We start from the raw sequence: 17,625 nt of genomic DNA, 5'->3' as shown, positions 1-17,625 counted from the left end.
GCTCCGCTGTTGCGCGGCAACCCGAAAGGCATCACACGCGAGGAGCCATGGCGAACACATCAGAGAACCATTCCGGAAACAAGCGCAAGGCCCAGGAGGACCTGCCCGGCGCGATGGACGTGCTGCGCGGCGCCCGGGCCCAGCTCGCCGAACTCACCGGCATGGAGGCGGAGTCGGTCTCCTCCTTCGAGCGCTCCGAGGACGGCTGGCTGTTGCGCGTCGAGGTCCTGGAACTCGCCCGGGTCCCGGACACCATGAGCCTGCTCGCCTCGTACGAGGTGGAGCTGGACCCGCAGGGCGAGTTGACCGGATACCGGCGACTGCGCCGGTACGAGCGGGGACGGGCCGACCGCAACACGTGATCCCGGGCGGAACGCCTTCTCCCGGGGCCGCACGGCTCCATCCGACCGCACACCACTGAGAGCGAAGGAGGACCGGACACCATGACGGTTGTCCCGGCACAACAGGGCGGCAGCGGCGGGACCAGTGGTCTCTACGACGTCCTTGAACTGGTACTGGACCGAGGGCTCGTGATCGACGCGTTCGTGCGCGTCTCCCTGGTCGGCATCGAGATACTCAAGATCGACGTCCGCGTGGTCGTGGCGAGCGTCGACACCTATCTGCGCTTCGCGGAAGCGTGCAACCGCCTCGACCTGGAGGCCGGCCCGCGCAAGAGCCCGGGTCTGCCCGACCTGGTCGGCGAGATCACCGAATCCGGCGCACGCGGCAAGTCCAAGGGCGCGCTCTCGGGCGCCGCGCAGACCATCTCCGACGCCTTCCAGCAGGCGCGTGAGGAAGCCGAGCCGGAACAGCGACCCCGCAGCCGGCGGACCGCCGCGCGCCGTAAGGAGGAGCAGGAATGACCACGTACGTCTACGGGATCGCCCACCGCACGCACACGCGGCTGCCCGAGGATATGGGCGGTGTCGGGGACCCGCCGCGCCCGGTGCGGACCGTGGCCGAGGGCGAGCTGGTGGCCCTGGTGAGCGACGCGCCCGAGGACCTGCGGCCCAAGCGACGTGACCTGATGGCCCATCAGAACGTGCTCGCCGAGGCGGGCGCGGGCGGCGCGGTCCTGCCGATGCGCTTCGGCGGCGTCTCGCCCGACGACGAGGCCGTACGGGCCGCGCTCGCCGAGCACGGTGAGCGGTATCTGGAGCGCCTGAAGGCCCTGGAGGGCAAGGTCGAGTACAACGTCAAGGCCGCCCACGACGAAGAGGCCGTGCTGCACCAGGTGCTCGCGGACAGTCCCGAGCTGCGCGCCATGAGCGAGGCCAACCGCAAGGCGGGCGGCGGCACCTACGAGCAGAAGCTGCAGTTGGGCGAGCGCATCGCCGCGGCCGTCCAGCAGCGCGAGTCCCGCGACGCCACCCTGCTCCAGCAGGCCCTGGAGGGCGCCGCCGAGGAGCACCGGCCCGGCCCGCAGTCCACCGGCTGGCTGGCCAATCTCTCGTTCCTGGTCGCCCGTGATCGCGCCGACGAGTTCGTCGCGGCGGTGGAGACGCTCCGCAAGGAGGCGCCGCACCTCGTCGTCCAGGTACACGGCCCGCTGCCCCCGTACAGCTTCACGGAGTGACGAGCCGACCGACGGGAGGCCCGCGTGGGCCTGATCAAAGAGCTGCTGCTGCTCCCCGCGGCACCCGTGCGCGGCACCTTCTGGGTGCTGGAGCAGGTGGTGGCGCAGGCGGAGCAGCAGTACTACGACCCCTCGGCCATACGTAACGAACTCGCCGCCTTGGAAGAGAAGTTGATGGCGGGTGAGATCGACGAGGCCGAGTTCGACCGCCGCGAGGACGAGCTCCTCGACCGGCTGGAGAACAGGAATCCCTCACGATGAACAACCGGCTGGCAGTAGGGCTCGCGGTAGGCGCGGGCTATGTGCTCGGTCGCACCAAGAAGGCCAAGCTCGCTTTCGGCATCGGCACGATGGTGCTCGGCAAGCGCCTCAAGCTCAGCCCCGGGGCGCTCGCACAGTTCGCGGCCGGGCAACTGGAGAACAACCCCCAGTTCAAGGAGATCGGCGACCAACTGCGCCAGGATCTGCGCGGAGTGGGCAAGGCGGCGACCGGTGCCATGGTGAACCGGCGTCTGGAGGGGCTCGCGGACCGGCTGCACGACCGCACCCTCGACGTCCAGGACCGTATCTCCGGGGCGGCGGAGGACGGGGCGGACAAGGCCGATAAGGCCTCCGCCCCCGCCAGGAAGACCGCCGACCGGGCGAAGCGGTCCGCACCCGCGAAGAAGGCGGAGTCGACGGCGAAGAAGTCCGAGCCGGCCCGCCGCGCCGTCGGCGCGAAGAAGACCGCGGCTCGCCGGACCTCGGGCACCAAGTCCCGCTCCTCGGAGCGCGCCGAGGCGAAGGAGGGCCGCGACCGTGACTGAGAACGCCAAGAAGCAGGGGACGGGCCTGGTGGACAGCGAGGTCACCGACCGCCTCAAGGCCGAACTGCAGTCCCTGGCGCTCGCCCAGCTGGAACGGGCCCTGGTCGGCATCGGGCGCAAGCTCGGCGAGTCCACGGTGAAGCTGAACGACATCGCCGAGGGGCGCAGCACCGGCTTCGCCGAGCTGGCCCTGAAGGGCGGGCGCAAGCTCACGGAGGGAAAGAAGCCGATGCGCGCCGCCCTGGAGCTGGGCGCCGACCACCTCAAGGAGAATGTCACGGACGCGTTCAAGAACCTGGGCGGCAAGCGCGGCAAGAGCGGCAAGAGCGGCGGCGGCGGCCGCAAGCCGACGGTCATCATGGAGTCGGTGGACGTCGGCGTGCCGGTCCGCGACGCCTACGACCAGTGGACGCAGTACCAGGAGTTCTCCCACTTCGCCAAGGGCGTGCGCAGCGCGGAGAGCACGGACGACACCACCACCGACTGGAAGCTGAAGGTCTTCTGGTCCACCCGCAGCTGGAAGGCGCACACCACCGAGCAGATACCGGACTCGCGGATCGCGTGGACCTCGGAGGGCGCCAAGGGCACCCTCAAGGGTGTGGTCACCTTCCACCCGCTGGGCGCCTCGCTCACCCGGGTGCTGCTGGTGATCGAGTACTACCCCAAGGGCCTGGTCGAGAAGACCGGCAACATCTGGCGCGCCCAGGGCCGCCGGGCCCGTCTGGACCTGAAGAACTTCGCCCGCCACATCGCCCTGCGCGGCGAGGCCCCGGACGGCTGGCGCGGTGAGATCCGCGACGGCGAGGTCGTCCTGAGCCACGAGGACGCTCTGGAGCGCGAGGAGGAGGGTCGCGAGTCCTCGCACGAGGGGGACGCGCGCGAGCAGGACGCGGACGGCGGCGGCAAGGCCTCGCAGGACGAGTACGAGGAGGCCTATGACGACGAGGAGCCGCTGGAGGGCGAGTACGACGAGGAGACGGAGGAGCCCGAGGAGATCGAGGAGGACGAGGACCTTCCGGAGGACGCCCGCGAGGAGGCTCCCGAGGACGACGCCGTCGAGTACGCCGACGAGTACGACGAGGACGAGGCCGAAGAACCCGAGCCCGAGCCCGAGGAATCCGGGCGGCGGCCCGCCAAGTCCGGTTCGCGGAGGCGCTGATGACGACCCCGGGACGGCTCTCCGATCCGTATGCGTCGGACGGCGGCGGCGCGAACCTCGCCGATATCCTCGAACGCGTTCTCGACAAGGGAATCGTCATAGCCGGGGACATCCGCATCAACCTGCTCGACATCGAGCTGCTCACCATCAAGCTCCGCCTCATCGTGGCCTCCCTCGACAAGGCGAAGGAGATGGGCATCGACTGGTGGGAGGACGACCCGGCGCTCTCCGGCGCCGCCCGCCGCAGCGAACTCGCCCGGCAGAACGAGCAGTTGCAGGCCCGCGTGGCGGAGCTGGAGAGCCGCGAGAGCTCCCGGGAGGACCGGGCGGAGGCGGTGCGTGATGAGTGAGCCACTGTGGTACGTGTACGCGGTGGTGCGCCCCTTCGAGGGGGTGCTGCCCGACGGCGTGCGCGCCCTGGACGGGGAGCCGCCACGGCTGATCGACCACCGCGGGCTGTGCGCCGCGGCGAGCCCGGTGCCCGCCGAGGAGTTCGACGCGGCGCCGCTGCGTCGGCGTCTGGAGGACCTGGACTGGCTCTCCGGCACCGCCCGCACCCATCAGGCGGTGGTGGCCGCGCTGTCCTCGGTGACGTGCGCGGTCCCACTGCGGCTGGCGACGGTGTGCCGTGACACCAGCGGGGTGCGCCGGCTCCTCGACTCCGGGTACGACAGCTTCACCGCCGCCCTGGACCGGCTGGAAGGGCGGGTCGAGTGGGGGGTCAAGGTGTACGCGGACGCCCGGAGCCCCGAACCCGCGGCGGCACCCTCGGGCAGGCCCACGACTGGGCGGGACTATCTTCGCCGCAGGCTCGGCCAGCGCCAGGCCCGGGACGACACCTGGCGCCAGGCGGGCATCGTCTCCCACGAGCTGCACCAGGAGCTGTCCGGGTACGCCGAGGCGCAGCGGCTGCACCGGCCGCAGAGCGCGAAGGTGTCGGGGCAGCCGGGCGAGAACGTGCTCAACGCCGCCTATCTGGTACCGCGCGAGCGCAGTGCGGAGTTCATCGCTCTGGTGGAGCGGCACAAGACGCGGGTCGAGGGCGTGCGTGTCGAGGTGACGGGGCCCTGGGCGCCGTACTCGTTCGCGGGTGACCTGGACGCGGAAGGAGGAACTGGTGACCCGGACGGTACCGCCTGAGGGCGTACCCGCCGAGCGGCAGGTCGCCCTGGTCGACCTGCTCGACCGGCTGCTCGCGGGGGGCGTGGTCCTCGCGGGCGACCTCACCCTGCGCATCGCGGACGTGGATCTCGTCCGGATCGACCTGAACGCCCTGATCAGTTCGGTGAGCGCGCGGGTCCCCTCGCCGTTCGAGGAGGGTGACGGAAGCGACGCGTCCGCGCTGCCGTCACCGGCCGGTGTCCGCCCCCTGCCCGGGGAGGACGCGTGAGCGGGCCCAGGCGGGTCGAGCTGGACCCGGACACCGTGGAGCGCGATCTGGCGCGGCTGGTCCTGACCGTGGTCGAGCTGCTCCGCCAGCTGATGGAGCGCCAGGCGCTGCGGCGGGTGGAGACCGGTGAGCTCACGGAGGACCAGGAGGAGCGCATCGGCCTGACACTGATGCTGCTTGAGGACCGCATGGGCGAGCTCAGGTCGAAGTTCGGGCTGCGGCCGGAGGACCTCAACATCGACCTGGGTCCGCTCGGCCCGCTGCTGCCCGTGGAGCCCGCCGCCGGCGACGGCGGACACGAGGAGGGCGGGCGGTGAGCGAGAACGGTGACGGCAGGGCGGCCGGACCGGGCGGGAGCAAGGACTCCGGTACCCGGCTCACGGTCTTCGTCGCGCTCGGCGCGAACCTGCTCATCGCGGCGGCGAAGGCGGCGGGCGGTGTCCTCGCCGGCTCCCCCGCGCTGCTCTCGGAGGCGGCGCACTCCATGGCGGACAGCCTGAACGAGGTGTTCCTGCTGGCCGCGCTGCGCCGCAGCCGCCGCCCGCCGGACCGCCGCCACCCCTTCGGCTACGGCAAGGAACGCTTCTTCTGGTCCCTGCTCGCGGCGGTGGGCATCTTCGTGATGGGCGGCTGCTTCTCCGTCTTCCAGGGCATCGAGGCCCTGCGCTCGGGCGCCCACGAGACGCACTCCGGTTACATCGCCGGGCTCGTCGTCCTCGCGGTGGCCCTGGTCGCCGAGGGCGCGTCCCTGTGGCGGGCCCTGCACCAGGTGCGGACACAGCCGGGCGGGATCGGGAGCGATCCGGCGCTGCGCACGGTGGTCGCGGAGGACGGCACGGCCGTGCTCGGCGTCGTCCTCGCGATGATCGGGATGGCCCTGCACATGGCGACCGGCCAGTCGGTCTGGGAGGGCTCGGCCTCGCTGGCCATCGGCCTGCTCCTGGGATACGTGGCGTACCGGCTCGGCAAGGAGGCCCGCGACCAGCTCATCGGTGAGGCGGTCGACCCCGAGATGCGCGACCGCATCCAGGCGCTGCTGGAGGCCCAGCCCGAGATCGACAGCGTGGAGGCGCTGCTCACCATGCGGCTGGGCACCGACTCCGCCCTCGTGGCGGCGCGGGTGGACCTGATGCCGGGGATGGAGAGCGAGGAGATCGAACTGGTCAGCGAGCGCATCAAGGCCTCGGTGGCCCATATCTGGCCGGACGCCGACCAGGTCTTCCTCGACGTGACGGACGCGCCGACGGCCAACGCCCGGGCGCGGGGCGACCGTATCGCCTGAACCGGCCTTCTCCGGCGGCGCATTCGCCCAGCGGCGACGCGTTGGAAAAGCCCCTGTCCGCAATTCAATCCGTAATTCGCTGTGCATGACACCGCCGGGCAGGGGCACCCGGGGGGAAGGAGGTGCATGGCATGGTTCCCCTTCTTGTCGTTCTGCTCCTCGCGCTGCTTCTCTTCGGCGCCGGCTTCGCACTCCAGGTCCTGTGGTGGGTCGCCCTCGTCGTCCTCGTCCTGTGGCTCGTCGGCTTTGTCGCACGTCCCGCCGGTGGCGGCCGTGGGCGCCGGGGCCGCTGGTACCGGTGGTGACACGACTCCGGAGCAGTCAGCGAGGCGCGACGGACGAAGTGAGACAGACGTTGTTGCTGTACGCGTTCGAGGACGGCCGCACGGCCACTCGTACGTGACCGCCGAATTCCACGAGATCGGGGTGTGAGTACCGTGACCGCAAAGAACGAGAAGGCCAAGGCGAAGGCCGAGCAGGCCAAGGGAAAGGTCAAGGAGACCGTGGCCCGCGCGGTCGGAAACGAGAGCAAGACCGCCGAGGGCCGCACGGAGAAGTCCAAGGGTGACCTCCGGCAGGCCAAGGAGAAGGCGAAGGACGCTTTCAAGAAGTAACCGGCTCCCGGTCCTGCGGGGCCCCGCGAAGGCCACTTCGCGGGGCCCCGTTCCCATGGCCGGTCACACAGAGCAGCCCTACGGCTCGCGCGGTTCGCCGAACCCGGTCAGGATGGGTGGGCTGGGCCCGCCCCATGTTCAGGAGGACATGATGCTGCTGCCCGACAAGGAGACCCTCGCGCGGCTGCTCTCGCACTACCGGGCGCACGAACGCGCGGTCCTCGTCCAGCCCCATGAGCCTGCCCTGCGCAGACGCTTCGAGGACACCGCCTACACGCTCTGTGTGCTCATGGGCGAGCGCACCGCACGCGAGGCCGTGCACGCCGCCGAGCGCTATCTGGCCCTCGGCCGCCCCGCGCCGCGCCCCCCGTTCGCCCCGACGGCTCCCCCGCCGTCGGCATCCAGGTAGGGCTCGCTGGCGTACCGGTCGTACGGTGTACGACCGGTACGCCAGGACGAGTCCGTCCCGGAGAAGTCCTGGAGAAGACACGCTCGTCCAGGACGATGCCGATGGCCATGGCCACCGGGACGGCGCCGGGACGGCGGCCGGGGCGGTGCCGACCACGCCCAGCAGCGCCCCACCCCCGGTCCTGTGGTTCGCCGGCAGCCGGGCCCTCCGCGCCCTCCGCGCCCTTCAGGCAGCGCGGGCGCCACCGCGCACCCACGGGAGGGGGTGGTGTCCGGGAGGGGAGGGCGGTGTCACAGTTCACGCAGGGCGGGCAGCAGTTTCGTCTCCGCCCACTGGATGAAGGGCAGCTGGTGTTCGCCGCCGATCTGGACGAGGGCGACCTCGGTGAACCCCGCCTCGACGTACGGCCGTACCGCGTCCACGAAGGCGTCGACGTCGTCGCCGCACGGGATGGACTCCGCCACGTCCTGAGGGGTGACGAACTGGGTGGCGCCCTCGAAGCCGGACGGGCCGGGGAGCTCGGAGTTCACCGGCCAGCCGGAGGCGAACCACCGGAACTGGTCGTGGGCGCGGGCGATCGCCGCGTCCCGGTCGGGGTCGTAGCAGACCGGCAGCTGCCCCACCCGGGGCTTGCCGCTGCCGCCGTGCCGGTCGAAGGACTGGAGCAGCTCCGCCTTGGGTTCGGTGGCGATGACGAGGTCGGCGGACCGGCCCGCCAGCGCGCAGGAGACCTCGCCCGAGACGGCGATGCCGATGGGCGGCGGCTCGTCCGGCAGGTCCCACAGCCGGGCGTTGGACACGTCGAAGTGGGTGCCCTGGTGGTTGACGTTGCCGCCTTCGAAGAGGGCGCGGATGATGTCGACGGCCTCGTCCAGCATGTCGAGGCGGACCTGGGGCGAGGGCCATCCGGTGCCCACCACGTGTTCGTTGAGGTTCTCGCCGGAGCCGAGGCCGAGCCGGAACCGCCCCTCGGACAGCAGCTGCATCGTCGCGGCCTTCTGCGCCACGACGACGGGGTGGTAGCGGACCGTTGGGCAGGTGACGTACGTCATCAGCGGGATGCGCGTGGTGGCCTGGGCGGCCGCCCCGAGCACGCTCCAGGCGTACGAGGCGTGGCCCTGGGACTCCAGCCAGGGGAAGTAGTGGTCGGAGGTGACGGAGAAGTCGAAGCCGGCACGTTCCGCGGCGACCAGGTCGGAGACGAGAGCGCGGGGGCCGGTCTGCTCGGTCATCATCGTGTAGCCGATTTGCACCATAACCACACGTTTACCTGGCTCCTCGGATCGAAAACCTCCTGGCTGGGCCATCGTGGTCACCGCCCTGCGGGAGGCCCGCGAATGGCCCACTCCACGGCCTGCGAAATGGACCAGAGCAAGGGGCCACCCGGGCCATAGTGTCCTGTTCATGACGACCCACCAGGTGTCCCCCGCGGGCCCCCGCCGTCTTCTGGGGCTGGCCCAACTGACCAACTCCGTCGGCGACGGCGCCTACCTCGTGACCTCCGCCCTGTACTTCACCCGCGTCGTCGGGCTTGCCCCGGCGCGGATCGGTCTGGGGCTCACCCTCGCCTGGGCCGTCGGCTCGGTGGCGGGCGTACCGCTCGGCCGGCTCGCGGACCGGCGCGGGCCCCGGGGGACGGCGGTGCTGCTGGCCCTGGCGACCAGCGCCTCGGTGGCGTCGTTCCTGGTGGTCCGCTCCTTCGTCCCGTTCCTCCTGGCCGCCTGCCTCTACGCCACTGCCCAGTCCGGGCTCGCGGCGGCCCGCCAGTCGCTGCTCGCGGGCCTGGTGGCCGAGGCCGAGCGGACGGCGACCCTGGCCCGCCTCCAGGCCACGCTCAACGCGGGACTCGCCGTGGGCGCGGCGCTCGGCGGGCTTGCCCTGCACGCGGGCACGACCGGTGCGTATCTGACGGTCTTCGCCCTGGACGCGGCGAGCTTCCTCCTCTGCGCGCTGCTGCTGACCCGCCTGCCCCGCGTCGTACCCGTGCCGCCGCCCAGGGGCGCGCGGCGCGGCCCGTCGGTCCTCGGCGACCGGCCGTACGTCGTCGTCACCCTTCTGAACACGGTGCTGCTGCTGCGGATGCCGCTGCTCAGCCTGGGGATCCCGCTGTGGATCACCCAGCGCACGACCGCGCCGGCCTGGCTGGTCTCGGCGCTCTTCGTGCTCAACACCGGTGCGGTGATGCTCTTTCAGGTGCGGACGGCCCGGGGGGTCTCGGGCCTCGCGACCGCCGTGCGTGCGGTGCGCCGCTCCGGCGCGGTGATGCTCGCGGCCTGCGCGGTCTTCGCCCTGTCGGCCACGGGCGAGAAGCCGTGGACCGCCGCTGCGGCGCTCGTCGCCGGTTCGGTGCTCCTGGTCGTCGCCGAGATGCTGCACTCGGCGGGCTCCTGGCAGATCGGCTTCGACCTGGCCCCCGCCGACCGGATCGGCGAGTACCAGGGCCTGTTCGGCACCGGCGTCACCATCGCCCGCACCCTCGGCCCGCTCCTGCTGACCGCCCTGCTGGTGGACTGGGGCGGCCCCGGCTGGCTCGTTCTCGGTGCGCTGATCCTGGTGGCGTCGTACGCGATGGGACCCGCGGCCCGCCGGGGCGCGCACCGAGCGGTGTCCGCCCGCCCGGCCCCGGTCACCGTCCCGTCCGGTCAGTCCGGCTGAAGCGAGCGCCACACCCGGTCCGGCAGGAGCCGGTAGGCCTGGGCGAGGTCGATGTCGTACGTACTCGACAGCCACCGGCGAGCGGTTTCGGCCGGGGGGCCGAGGACGAGGACGTCGATGAGGGGCGACGGCAGCGGCGCGATCTCGCCGGCCTCGATACGGGGCCCGAGCCAGGCGGCGATCGCGGCCAGCTTGTCCGCCTTGACCCGGCGGATCTCGTCGGCGTGGGCGGCGAGATAGCCGGAGTAGGCGGAGGCGTGCAGGAAGAGCGCCACGTCGGGGTGCTCCTCGGTGAAGCGCAGATAGCACTGGACGAGCGCGCGGATGCCGGTGCGGGCGGTGCGGGCCCGCATGAGCACGGCGGTCATCTCGTCGAACAGCTGCTCCATGCAGCGGGTGTAGAGGGCGGCGGCGAGGCCGTCGAAGCTGCCGAAGTGGTGGTAGAGGCTCCCGAGGCTGACTCCGCTGGCGCGGGTGACGGCGCTGACGGTGAACCCCTGCTGTCCCGACTCGGCGAACACCCGCAGCGCCGCGGTCAGCAGACGGTCGATCGTGGCCTCGCCCCGCTGCTGCCTAGGCGACACGGCCGCACTCCGCGCGGTGCCCGCCGGGCCCGTTCCGTCGTGCTCGGGCACTTGGGGTGCGCCAGGGGGCACCGGTCGCGACGCTGTCTGCCATGGCGGCAACCCTAGCGCAGCGATCTCCACCGACCTGTAGAAGACTGTTCTAGAAATCGACTCCCCAACGCCCCCTCCAGGAAGCACACTTGCCGGTATGACTCGACTGACTCGACGCCCGACCGGCGAACGGCCGGAGACCGACGCAGCCACCGAGGACGGCATCCTGGACGACTTCTGGTGGCCGGTGGCCACGCTGCCCGCGGCCGGTGACGGGGCCGAGGCGCAGCACCCGGCCGACTCGCTGGCAGCGGGAAAACGGTGATGCGTAAAACGGAACAGGCCTCTACTGTGGCGCGGTGACTCTTTCCCATGATGTGGCCGGAAGCGGCCCGGCGGTTCTCCTGCTCCACTCGACGGTCTGCGACCGGCGGATGTGGGAGCCCAACGTGCCCGCGCTCGTCGACGCCGGCTACCAGGTGGTCCGCTGCGACCTGCGGGGCTTCGGCGAGACCCCCATGCCCGACCGGCAGTACAGCAACGCGGAGGACGTCGTCGCCCTCCTGGACACCCTCGGTATCGAACGCACGGCGCTGGTCGGGTCCTCCGGCGGCGGCCGGGTCGCGCTGGAGATCGCGGCCCGCCGGCCCGAGCGGGTCGCCTCCCTCGCGCTGCTCTGCACCGCGCTCGCCGGGCACGAACCCGGCGCCGAGCTGCGGGCGTTCGGCGAGCGCGAGGACACGCTGATCGAGGCGGGTGACATAGCCGGGGCGACCGACCTCAACGTGGACGCCTGGGTGGGTCCGGAGGCCGACGCGGCGGTCCGCGAGCAGGTGCGCCTGATGCAGCGCAACGCCTTCGACGTCCAGCTCGCCGCCGAGGAGGAGTTCGGCCAGATCAGGGTGGAGACCGACCCCGCCTCGATCAAGGCCCCGGCCCTGCTGGTCTCCGGCGACCACGACTTCGCGGACTTCCACGACATCGCCGTCCGCCTCACCGGTCTGCTGGCCGACGCCCGCCACGTCGCGCTGCCCTGGGCGGGCCATCTGCCCAGCCTGGAGCGCCCCGACGAGGTGAACTCCCTGCTCGTCGGCTTCCTGCGGGAGACGCACCCGGCGGTCTGAGCACGTACGGGGTCCGGGGGCCCCGGCGCCGTCAGCGGTTCGCCGCGTAACAGCGGACGACCACGGCCCGCCGGGGCCCCCACTCCTGCTCGACCTCGGCCAGCAGCTCCCAGCCCATCCGCTCGTACAGGGCGATCGCCGCGGTGTCCGAGGCCACCACGTCGAGCACCGGATGCAGGCCGCGCGCCCGGGCCTCGTCCACCGCGCGGGTCAGCAGCAGCCGTCCGATGCCGTGGCCACGCGCCCCGGGAGCGACGAAGAGCCGGCCGACCACGGCGGTCGCGTCGGGGTCCGCACCCGCGCGGGCGCTCCACAGACCGGGTGCCACATCGCCCGTACCGCCGAGCGACAGACCCACATGCCCGGCCACCCGGCCGTCCAGTTCGGCCACCCAGGCCGAGAGCGAGGGCTGGGCGAGCCAGTCGGCGGGGCGCTCGGGCCAGTCGACGGGGTAGCCGTCGCGCTCGTGGACGGCGGCGAGCGCCCGGACACACGCGTCCAGGTCGCGGTCGGTCCGGGGGCGGACGCACGGGTGGCCGTGGGACGGGGCGGGGCTCTCTTCTCTCACCGCGTCATGGAAACACGGCCCGGGCCAGTCGGTTTCGCCGCCTCCGGGCGGCGGGGGTACGTGCGGCGGCCGTTCTCCACGTGGTGGGACGGCCGGCATCGAGCCGGGCGGTGGGCGGTCGGACAGCCCGGTCGGTCGGCGGTCAGACCAGGGCGTCATGGACGAAGCACCACCGCCAGTCCTCGCCCGGTTCGAAGGAGCGCATGACGGGGTGCTCCTCGGTCGCGGCGTGCGCGCGGGCGTGGCGCCGAGGGGAGGAGTCGCAGCAGCCGACGTGGCCGCAGACGAGGCAGAGCCGCAGATGGACCCAGGGCGATCCCTCGCGCAGACAGTCCTCGCATCCCTCCGGGGTGCGGGGCTGCACGTCGCGGATCATGGCCAGATGCGGGTCGGGCTCGGTGGTCATCGCGTCCTCCGTCGGGGCGGCTGCTGCGTCCTCCAGGGTAGGAACGCCCGGGACCGGCCGCACGCCGTCACCGCTCGCTTCCGGGTCGCCGGGGAGGGACCCTGGGAGTACGTGGGCGAGCCCTGGAGGTGACCGCCATGACCGCATCCGCCGGGTGGCATGTGGAGCTGGAGTTCTCCGAGGTGGGGAACCGCACCAGCGCCGTGGGCCTGCTCAGACTCGCCGACCGCACCGAGCTGAAGGGGCGCGGCTACGCCATGCGCCACCCCCTGGACCCCGAGCAGGTGCGGGTCGGGGAGGAGATCGCCGGTTCCCGGGTCCTGATGGACCTGGCGTCCCAACTGCTCCAGAAGGCGCACACCGAGATCGACGAGGCGACGGGCCACCGGACCCGTCCGCTGACCCGCTGAAACAGCCCTGCCGCGCCCCGGAGCCCGGGGCGGGGGCGCAAGCCCGTAAACCTCGTCAATTTCGTCGAGAAATCCTCTCCAACTCCCTGTCACCCGCCCCCGTGACGACCGCGGGCGGGGGGCGGGACGGCAGCGCGCCCCCACCCCGGGGTGGAGTCCCCGCCCCCACCGCCCAAGGCTCCCAAGCGGCCGTCCACGGCCTCCCCGCACCCTGTCTGATCTGGCCTTTCATGCTGTTCAAACCTACGATCACAGGACAGGCAGAGGGGGGACCGGATGGACCGGAACATCCGCACCATCGACGACGTGCTGGGGCTCATGGACGGCCTGTTCGCACCCGGTGCCGACCGCTGGACCGCCGGTGCGGCGTCCTGGTGGGACGAGTTCTACGCGGACCACACCAAACCGGTGCCGTTCTTCGTGGCCAAGCCCGACGAGAACCTCGTCACGTATCTCGACCGCGGTCTGATCAGCCCGGGCCGGGCGCTCGATCTGGGGTGCGGGCCGGGGCGCAACGCGCTGCACCTCGCCTCGCTGGGGTTCGAGGTGGACGCCGTCGACCTCTCCCCCGGGGCCATCGAGTGGGCCGAGGAGCGGGCCAAGGAGGCGGGGGCCGACATCCGCTTCCACCGCGGTGACGCGTTCACGCTCGCCGACACGGCGCTGAGCGGTCCGTACGACCTGATCCACGACTCCGGTTGCTTCCACCATCTGCCACCGCACCGCCGTATCAGCTACCTCGACCTGCTCGACCGGGTACTGGCGCCCGGCGGCCACCTCTCGCTCACGTGTTTCGCGTCCGGCGAAATGGGCTCCGAGCTGCCCGACGGCGACTTCTACCGCCAGAACGGGCTCCACGGCGGCCTCGCGTACACCCCGCAGTCCCTGCGCTGGATCTTCTCCGACCTCGCGGAGGTCGAACTGCGCCGTATGCGCGACGAGCCTTCGGACTCACCCCGATTCGGTGAGCCGTACCTGTGGACGGCGCTCTTCCGCCGCGAGTCCGTGGGGTAACGGAACGATGGAATCAGGCCGTTCACCGAACGGCCGCGGCGGCGCACCGTGCCCCCTCCCCGCTGGAGGGGGCACGGTGCGTCCGCGTTTGCGGGGAGGACGGTGCGTACGGCTACCGCTGCGCGTAGTCCGAGTAGCCCATCCAGTCCACGATGACGCACCGCTCGTCGCCGAGGACCCAGGCGTCGTGGCCGGGCGCGGCGTTCAGGTAGTCGCCGGGGCCGAAGTCCTCCTCCTGGCCGTCGTTCATGACGACCTTCATCCGTCCGGAGATCACATACCCCGCGTGGGCGACCAGGCAGCTGTCCGTCTGCGCGATCGGCTTGACGTGTTCGGACCAGCGCCAGCCCGGCTCGAACGTCGCCCTGCCGACCTGTCCCCCGCCGAGGTTGATCAGCTCCAGACGCCCCTTGCCGTCCTCGAACGGACGGACCTCTTCCGGCGCTTCGAAACTCTTGCGTACGAGACCGGCCATGGGCGCTTCTCCTCGGGCGGGCGGGGCGGGGGAACGAACGACGCTCCGAACGTAACCAGGACCGTGGAGGGCCGCGAACGGCATGGACCGTCCGGGTGATGGGGCGAGCCGCTTCGGGGCGGTGCCGGTCTCGGCGCCGGGCGCGGGACCGCTCACGCCCCGCGATTTTCCCGGGGCAGTGGTCCAGTGCGCACCACCCCCGGTGACCCATGCCGTACCCGCCCTCTGCCCACAATTGGTCTAGTCCTGTTTTGGTCCAGTCCATTGACATGCCTCTGATCACGGGGATATCCCATACCCAACACCGCTGCGCCCCACGGGAATTGGCGGGCCCTCCCCTCACACCTTGGACAGACATGAGACGCATGCGTACCCTCCGCGCGGTTGTCACCGCGACCGTCACCGCCGTGGCCACGGCGGGCCTCGCCGTGCTCGGCGGCGGCTCCGCCCAGGCCGCCACCCCCCTGCCGGCCCATGTCTTCGCTCCCTACTTCGAGGCCTGGACCGGCGAGAGCCCCGCCGCCCTGGCCGCCCAGTCCGGCGCGAAGCACCTGACGATGGCGTTCATCCAGACGGCGTCCAAGGGCTCCTGCACGCCGTACTGGAACGGCGACAGCGGTATGCCGATCGCCTCCTCCACGTTCGGCGCCGACATCAAGACCATCCAGTCGCGCGGCGGGGACGTCATCCCTTCGTTCGGCGGCTACACCGCGGACACCACCGGCACCGAGATCGCCGACAGCTGCACCGACGTCAACCAGATCGCCGCCGCGTACGAGAAGGTCATCACGACCTACGACGTCTCCCGGCTCGACATGGACATCGAGGTCGACTCGCTGGACAACAGCGCGGGCATCGACCGGCGCAACAAGGCGATCAAGCAGGTCCAGGACTGGGCGGCGGCGGGCGGCCGCAAGGTGGAGATCTCCTACACCCTCCCCACCACCACCTCGGGCCTGGCCCCCAGCGGCCTCGCCGTGCTGCGCAACGCGGTGAGCAACGGGGCGCGTGTGGACGTCGTCAACCTCATGACGTTCGACTACTACGACAACGCCGCCCACAACATGGCCAACGACACGCAGACGGCGGCCCAGGGGCTGTACAACCAGCTCGCCCAGCTCTACCCGGGCAAGACCCCGGCCCAGCTGTGGGGCATGATCGGCGTCACCGAGATGCCGGGCGTCGACGACTTCGGCCCCGCCGAGACGTTCACACTCGCCAACGCCACCCAGGTGTACAACTGGGCGGTCTCCAAAGGCATCAACACCCTCTCCTTCTGGGCGCTCCAGCGCGACAACGGCGGCTGCCCCGGCGGCGCCGCCGCGGACAACTGCTCCGGCATCCAGCAGAACACCTGGGACTTCAGCCACATCTTCGAGCCCTTCACCTCGGGCAGCACCGCTCCCGCCAACGACTTCTCGGTGACGGCCTCGCCCGCCACCGGGTCGGTGACGGCCGGCGGTTCGGCCACGACGACGGTCAAGACCGCGGTGACGGCCGGTCAGGCGCAGTCGGTGAACCTCGGCGTCAGCGGCGCCCCGGCCGGGGTGACGGCCTCGCTCAGCCCCACCTCGGTGACGGCGGGCGGCTCCTCCACCCTGACCGTGACCACGACCTCGGCGGCCGTCTCGGGCACGTACACCCTCACGGTGACCGGCTCCAACGCCTCCGCGAGCCACTCGGCGACGTACACCCTGACCATCACCGGCGGCAGCGGCCAGCAGTGCACGGCGACGCCGTGGAACCGCACCTCCGTGTACACCGGCGGTACGCAGGTGTCGCACAAGGGCCACACCTGGAAGGCCAAGTGGTGGACCCAGGGCGAGGAGCCCGGCACCACCGGTGAGTGGGGTGTCTGGCAGGACCTGGGGACCTGCTGAGCACAGCGCGGTTGACGCGACGGTGTCCGGTGCGGTCCTCCGCGCCGGGCACCCCCGCGTGTGGACGCGGTGCAATCCGGTGTCTCAAAAGCGTCTCCTCCGGGCCACCGGCCCGGCAAGCTTCTCAGTGATCGTCCGCAGCGGACGACACCTACATGTGCCGTGTGTGCCGAATGGAGCCCGAGCATGTCGAACATCCCCGCCGACCTGCGCTACACCCTGTTCCACCAGTGGGTCCGAGATGAGGGCGACGGCGTGTTCGCGGTGGGCCTCACCGACTATGCCCGCCAGGCCCTCGGCGACATCGAGTTCCTCGACCTGCCCGACGCCGGAAAGAGCGTCTCCCGCAAGGAGGCGGTCGGCACGGTGGAGTCGGTGAAGGCCGCGAACGACATCTACGCGCCCCTGGCCGGCGAGATCGTGGAGACCAACGCGGACGCGGTCGCCACCCCGCAGACGGTCAACACCGACCCGTACGGCGTCTGGCTCTTCAAACTCTCCCCCGCCGAGGGCGAGTCGACGCGGGAACTCCTCACGGCGGAGCAGTACCACGCGGCCACGGGTGCCTGAGAAAGGGCGGGCGCGCAGGCGGAGGCGGGGGGCCGAGGTGGACTGGGGCACGCTCGTCGCGACGCTCAGCGGTGGGTCGATCGCGATTTCCGGGACGCTGCTCGCGGACTCCCTGCGGCTCCGCCGGGAGGGCGAGCGGGGGGTGGGAGCGCGGCGGCGGGCGGTGTATCTGGAGTTCGTCTCCGCCGCCGAGGCGTGCTTCACACAGATGCGTCACCTCGCGCAGACCGCCGGGCCGGAGCCCGATCTGGAGGCCGCCACCCGGGCCGCCCCGCGTGAGTGGGCCTACCGGGTCGCCGTGCGCGAGGGGTTGGAGGGCCAGTCCCTCTCCCCCGCCGACTTCGGCTGGCGCGGGTGGGACGGCAGGGACCGCTGCCCCGTCTGCCGAGCGACGGCGGCCACCGGGACGTGAAAGCCCGCCCTTGCACCCCGTCTGCGCCCCGACACCCGGCACGCACGCGTGCGGTGTGCACAGGACGGGTGGCTGCGCCCTCCGGGCGGACGACGGGGGTTCAAAGACAGGCTCTGAGCAGGCGTGGGGCCCCGGGGGGGGGGGGGCGCCCCCCCCGGGGGCGGGGGCCCCCCCCCCCCCGCGGGGCGGCCCCCCCCCCCCCCCCCCCGGCCCCAACCCCCCCGTTGTTGAGCGTTTTCTGGGGCGGGGGCCCCACGC

The 17,625-nt window shown here is 71.9% G+C and carries 26 protein-coding genes and 1 pseudogene; 22 read left to right on the top strand and 5 right to left on the bottom strand.

Annotated features, from left to right (window positions below; genetic code table 11):
• Positions 1-47 precede the first annotated feature (47 nt).
• From ACZ4MU_RS21200 to ACZ4MU_RS21135, 14 genes and pseudogenes are all read left to right on the top strand, one after another.
• Positions 48-362 carry a gas vesicle protein GvpO gene (locus tag ACZ4MU_RS21200; RefSeq protein WP_467878759.1) on the top strand — a complete coding sequence of 105 codons (315 nt, stop codon included), beginning with the start codon at positions 48-50 and terminating at the stop codon, positions 360-362.
• 81 nt (positions 363-443) lie between these two features.
• Entirely contained in the window at positions 444-863 is a 420-nt protein-coding gene (locus ACZ4MU_RS21195) for a gas vesicle structural protein GvpA (protein ID WP_467878756.1), read from the top strand.
• Positions 860-1,576, top strand: a complete 717-nt coding sequence (locus ACZ4MU_RS21190) for a GvpL/GvpF family gas vesicle protein (RefSeq protein ID WP_467878754.1) — start codon at positions 860-862, stop codon at positions 1,574-1,576. The genes ACZ4MU_RS21195 and ACZ4MU_RS21190 overlap by 4 nt, the downstream gene beginning before the upstream one ends.
• Before the next feature lie 24 nt (positions 1,577-1,600).
• Positions 1,601-1,837 carry a gas vesicle protein GvpG gene (locus tag ACZ4MU_RS21185; RefSeq protein ID WP_406555079.1) on the top strand — a complete coding sequence of 79 codons (237 nt, stop codon included), beginning with the start codon at positions 1,601-1,603 and terminating at the stop codon, positions 1,835-1,837.
• The gene (locus ACZ4MU_RS21180; protein WP_467878751.1) at positions 1,834-2,382 is read left to right on the top strand and encodes a DNA primase; all 549 of its coding nucleotides are present in this window, start codon (positions 1,834-1,836) and stop codon (positions 2,380-2,382) included. The genes ACZ4MU_RS21185 and ACZ4MU_RS21180 overlap by 4 nt, the downstream gene beginning before the upstream one ends.
• Positions 2,375-3,541 carry an SRPBCC family protein gene (locus ACZ4MU_RS21175; protein WP_467878748.1) on the top strand — a complete coding sequence of 389 codons (1,167 nt, stop codon included), beginning with the start codon at positions 2,375-2,377 and terminating at the stop codon, positions 3,539-3,541. Before ACZ4MU_RS21180 ends, ACZ4MU_RS21175 begins: the two co-directional genes overlap by 8 nt.
• The gene (locus ACZ4MU_RS21170) at positions 3,541-3,891 is read left to right on the top strand and encodes a gas vesicle protein (protein WP_467878746.1); all 351 of its coding nucleotides are present in this window, start codon (positions 3,541-3,543) and stop codon (positions 3,889-3,891) included. The genes ACZ4MU_RS21175 and ACZ4MU_RS21170 overlap by 1 nt, the downstream gene beginning before the upstream one ends.
• On the top strand, positions 3,884-4,681 hold the full coding sequence (locus ACZ4MU_RS21165; protein ID WP_467878743.1) for a GvpL/GvpF family gas vesicle protein: 798 nt from the start codon (positions 3,884-3,886) through the stop codon (positions 4,679-4,681). Before ACZ4MU_RS21170 ends, ACZ4MU_RS21165 begins: the two co-directional genes overlap by 8 nt.
• Positions 4,659-4,859 (top strand): annotated as a pseudogene (locus ACZ4MU_RS21160) (gas vesicle protein); the annotation flags it as partial. The gene ACZ4MU_RS21165 and the pseudogene ACZ4MU_RS21160, both read left to right, overlap by 23 nt.
• A gap of 68 nt (positions 4,860-4,927) precedes the next feature.
• Entirely contained in the window at positions 4,928-5,248 is a 321-nt protein-coding gene (locus ACZ4MU_RS21155) for a gas vesicle protein K (RefSeq protein WP_467878740.1), read from the top strand.
• A complete protein-coding gene (locus tag ACZ4MU_RS21150) occupies positions 5,245-6,213 on the top strand; it encodes a cation diffusion facilitator family transporter (RefSeq protein WP_467878737.1) in 969 nt (322 codons plus the stop codon). The genes ACZ4MU_RS21155 and ACZ4MU_RS21150 overlap by 4 nt, the downstream gene beginning before the upstream one ends.
• Before the next feature lie 131 nt (positions 6,214-6,344).
• Entirely contained in the window at positions 6,345-6,518 is a 174-nt protein-coding gene (locus ACZ4MU_RS21145; RefSeq protein WP_467878734.1) for a hydrophobic protein, read from the top strand.
• A gap of 132 nt (positions 6,519-6,650) precedes the next feature.
• Positions 6,651-6,827 carry a CsbD family protein gene (locus ACZ4MU_RS21140; protein ID WP_406555088.1) on the top strand — a complete coding sequence of 59 codons (177 nt, stop codon included), beginning with the start codon at positions 6,651-6,653 and terminating at the stop codon, positions 6,825-6,827.
• A 55-nt stretch (positions 6,828-6,882) separates the two neighbouring features.
• The gene (locus ACZ4MU_RS21135; RefSeq protein WP_467878731.1) at positions 6,883-7,236 is read left to right on the top strand and encodes a DUF5133 domain-containing protein; all 354 of its coding nucleotides are present in this window, start codon (positions 6,883-6,885) and stop codon (positions 7,234-7,236) included.
• A 290-nt stretch (positions 7,237-7,526) separates the two neighbouring features.
• On the opposite strand, the gene ACZ4MU_RS21130 is transcribed toward ACZ4MU_RS21135, so the two are convergent.
• Complete coding sequence (locus ACZ4MU_RS21130) at positions 7,527-8,492, bottom strand: LLM class F420-dependent oxidoreductase (RefSeq protein ID WP_467879332.1); 966 nt, start codon at positions 8,490-8,492, stop codon at positions 7,527-7,529.
• A gap of 148 nt (positions 8,493-8,640) precedes the next feature.
• Between ACZ4MU_RS21130 and ACZ4MU_RS21125 the strand changes: the two genes are divergently transcribed.
• On the top strand, positions 8,641-9,891 hold the full coding sequence (locus tag ACZ4MU_RS21125; protein WP_467878729.1) for an MFS transporter: 1,251 nt from the start codon (positions 8,641-8,643) through the stop codon (positions 9,889-9,891).
• Here the strand turns inward: ACZ4MU_RS21125 and ACZ4MU_RS21120 are convergent.
• Positions 9,879-10,475 carry a TetR/AcrR family transcriptional regulator gene (locus ACZ4MU_RS21120; protein ID WP_467878726.1) on the bottom strand — a complete coding sequence of 199 codons (597 nt, stop codon included), beginning with the start codon at positions 10,473-10,475 and terminating at the stop codon, positions 9,879-9,881. The genes ACZ4MU_RS21125 and ACZ4MU_RS21120 overlap by 13 nt on opposite strands.
• A gap of 190 nt (positions 10,476-10,665) precedes the next feature.
• On the opposite strand from ACZ4MU_RS21120, the gene ACZ4MU_RS21115 reads away from it, so the two are divergent.
• On the top strand, positions 10,666-10,833 hold the full coding sequence (locus ACZ4MU_RS21115; protein ID WP_467878724.1) for a hypothetical protein: 168 nt from the start codon (positions 10,666-10,668) through the stop codon (positions 10,831-10,833).
• Between the two features lie 34 nt (positions 10,834-10,867).
• Positions 10,868-11,632 (top strand): alpha/beta fold hydrolase, encoded by a 765-nt coding sequence (locus ACZ4MU_RS21110; protein ID WP_467878721.1) that lies wholly within the window; start codon positions 10,868-10,870, stop codon positions 11,630-11,632.
• A gap of 31 nt (positions 11,633-11,663) precedes the next feature.
• Here the strand turns inward: ACZ4MU_RS21110 and ACZ4MU_RS21105 are convergent, their stop codons facing one another.
• Together ACZ4MU_RS21105 and ACZ4MU_RS21100 are read right to left on the bottom strand one after the other, a co-directional pair.
• Positions 11,664-12,200 carry a GNAT family N-acetyltransferase gene (locus tag ACZ4MU_RS21105; protein ID WP_467878718.1) on the bottom strand — a complete coding sequence of 179 codons (537 nt, stop codon included), beginning with the start codon at positions 12,198-12,200 and terminating at the stop codon, positions 11,664-11,666.
• Between the two features lie 142 nt (positions 12,201-12,342).
• Positions 12,343-12,606 carry a UBP-type zinc finger domain-containing protein gene (locus ACZ4MU_RS21100; protein WP_467878715.1) on the bottom strand — a complete coding sequence of 88 codons (264 nt, stop codon included), beginning with the start codon at positions 12,604-12,606 and terminating at the stop codon, positions 12,343-12,345.
• 137 nt (positions 12,607-12,743) lie between these two features.
• On the opposite strand from ACZ4MU_RS21100, the gene ACZ4MU_RS21095 reads away from it, so the two are divergent.
• The gene (locus tag ACZ4MU_RS21095) at positions 12,744-13,016 is read left to right on the top strand and encodes a DUF1876 domain-containing protein (RefSeq protein WP_467878712.1); all 273 of its coding nucleotides are present in this window, start codon (positions 12,744-12,746) and stop codon (positions 13,014-13,016) included.
• Positions 13,017-13,292: 276 nt separating this feature from the next.
• Positions 13,293-14,030, top strand: a complete 738-nt coding sequence (locus tag ACZ4MU_RS21090; protein ID WP_467878709.1) for a class I SAM-dependent methyltransferase — start codon at positions 13,293-13,295, stop codon at positions 14,028-14,030.
• A gap of 112 nt (positions 14,031-14,142) precedes the next feature.
• Here the strand turns inward: ACZ4MU_RS21090 and ACZ4MU_RS21085 are convergent, their stop codons facing one another.
• Positions 14,143-14,505 carry a cupin domain-containing protein gene (locus tag ACZ4MU_RS21085; RefSeq protein ID WP_467878706.1) on the bottom strand — a complete coding sequence of 121 codons (363 nt, stop codon included), beginning with the start codon at positions 14,503-14,505 and terminating at the stop codon, positions 14,143-14,145.
• A 356-nt stretch (positions 14,506-14,861) separates the two neighbouring features.
• Here ACZ4MU_RS21085 and ACZ4MU_RS21080 point away from each other — a divergent pair, with 356 nt between their 5' ends.
• The 3 genes from ACZ4MU_RS21080 (at position 14,862) to ACZ4MU_RS21070 (ending at position 17,367) form a co-directional block, all read left to right on the top strand.
• A complete protein-coding gene (locus tag ACZ4MU_RS21080; RefSeq protein ID WP_467878704.1) occupies positions 14,862-16,385 on the top strand; it encodes a chitinase in 1,524 nt (507 codons plus the stop codon).
• Positions 16,386-16,571: 186 nt separating this feature from the next.
• Entirely contained in the window at positions 16,572-16,955 is a 384-nt protein-coding gene (gene gcvH, locus ACZ4MU_RS21075) for a glycine cleavage system protein GcvH (protein ID WP_467878702.1), read from the top strand.
• A 37-nt stretch (positions 16,956-16,992) separates the two neighbouring features.
• Positions 16,993-17,367, top strand: coding sequence for a hypothetical protein (locus ACZ4MU_RS21070; RefSeq protein ID WP_467878699.1), 375 nt, complete (start codon positions 16,993-16,995; stop codon positions 17,365-17,367).
• The last annotated feature ends 258 nt before the right edge of the window (positions 17,368-17,625 follow it).

The sequence above is a fragment of the Streptomyces sp. NPDC026377 genome (assembly GCF_055567715.1).
The sequence above is the reverse complement of the archived record's forward strand: the minus strand, read 5'-3'. Positions and strand labels throughout refer to the sequence as shown.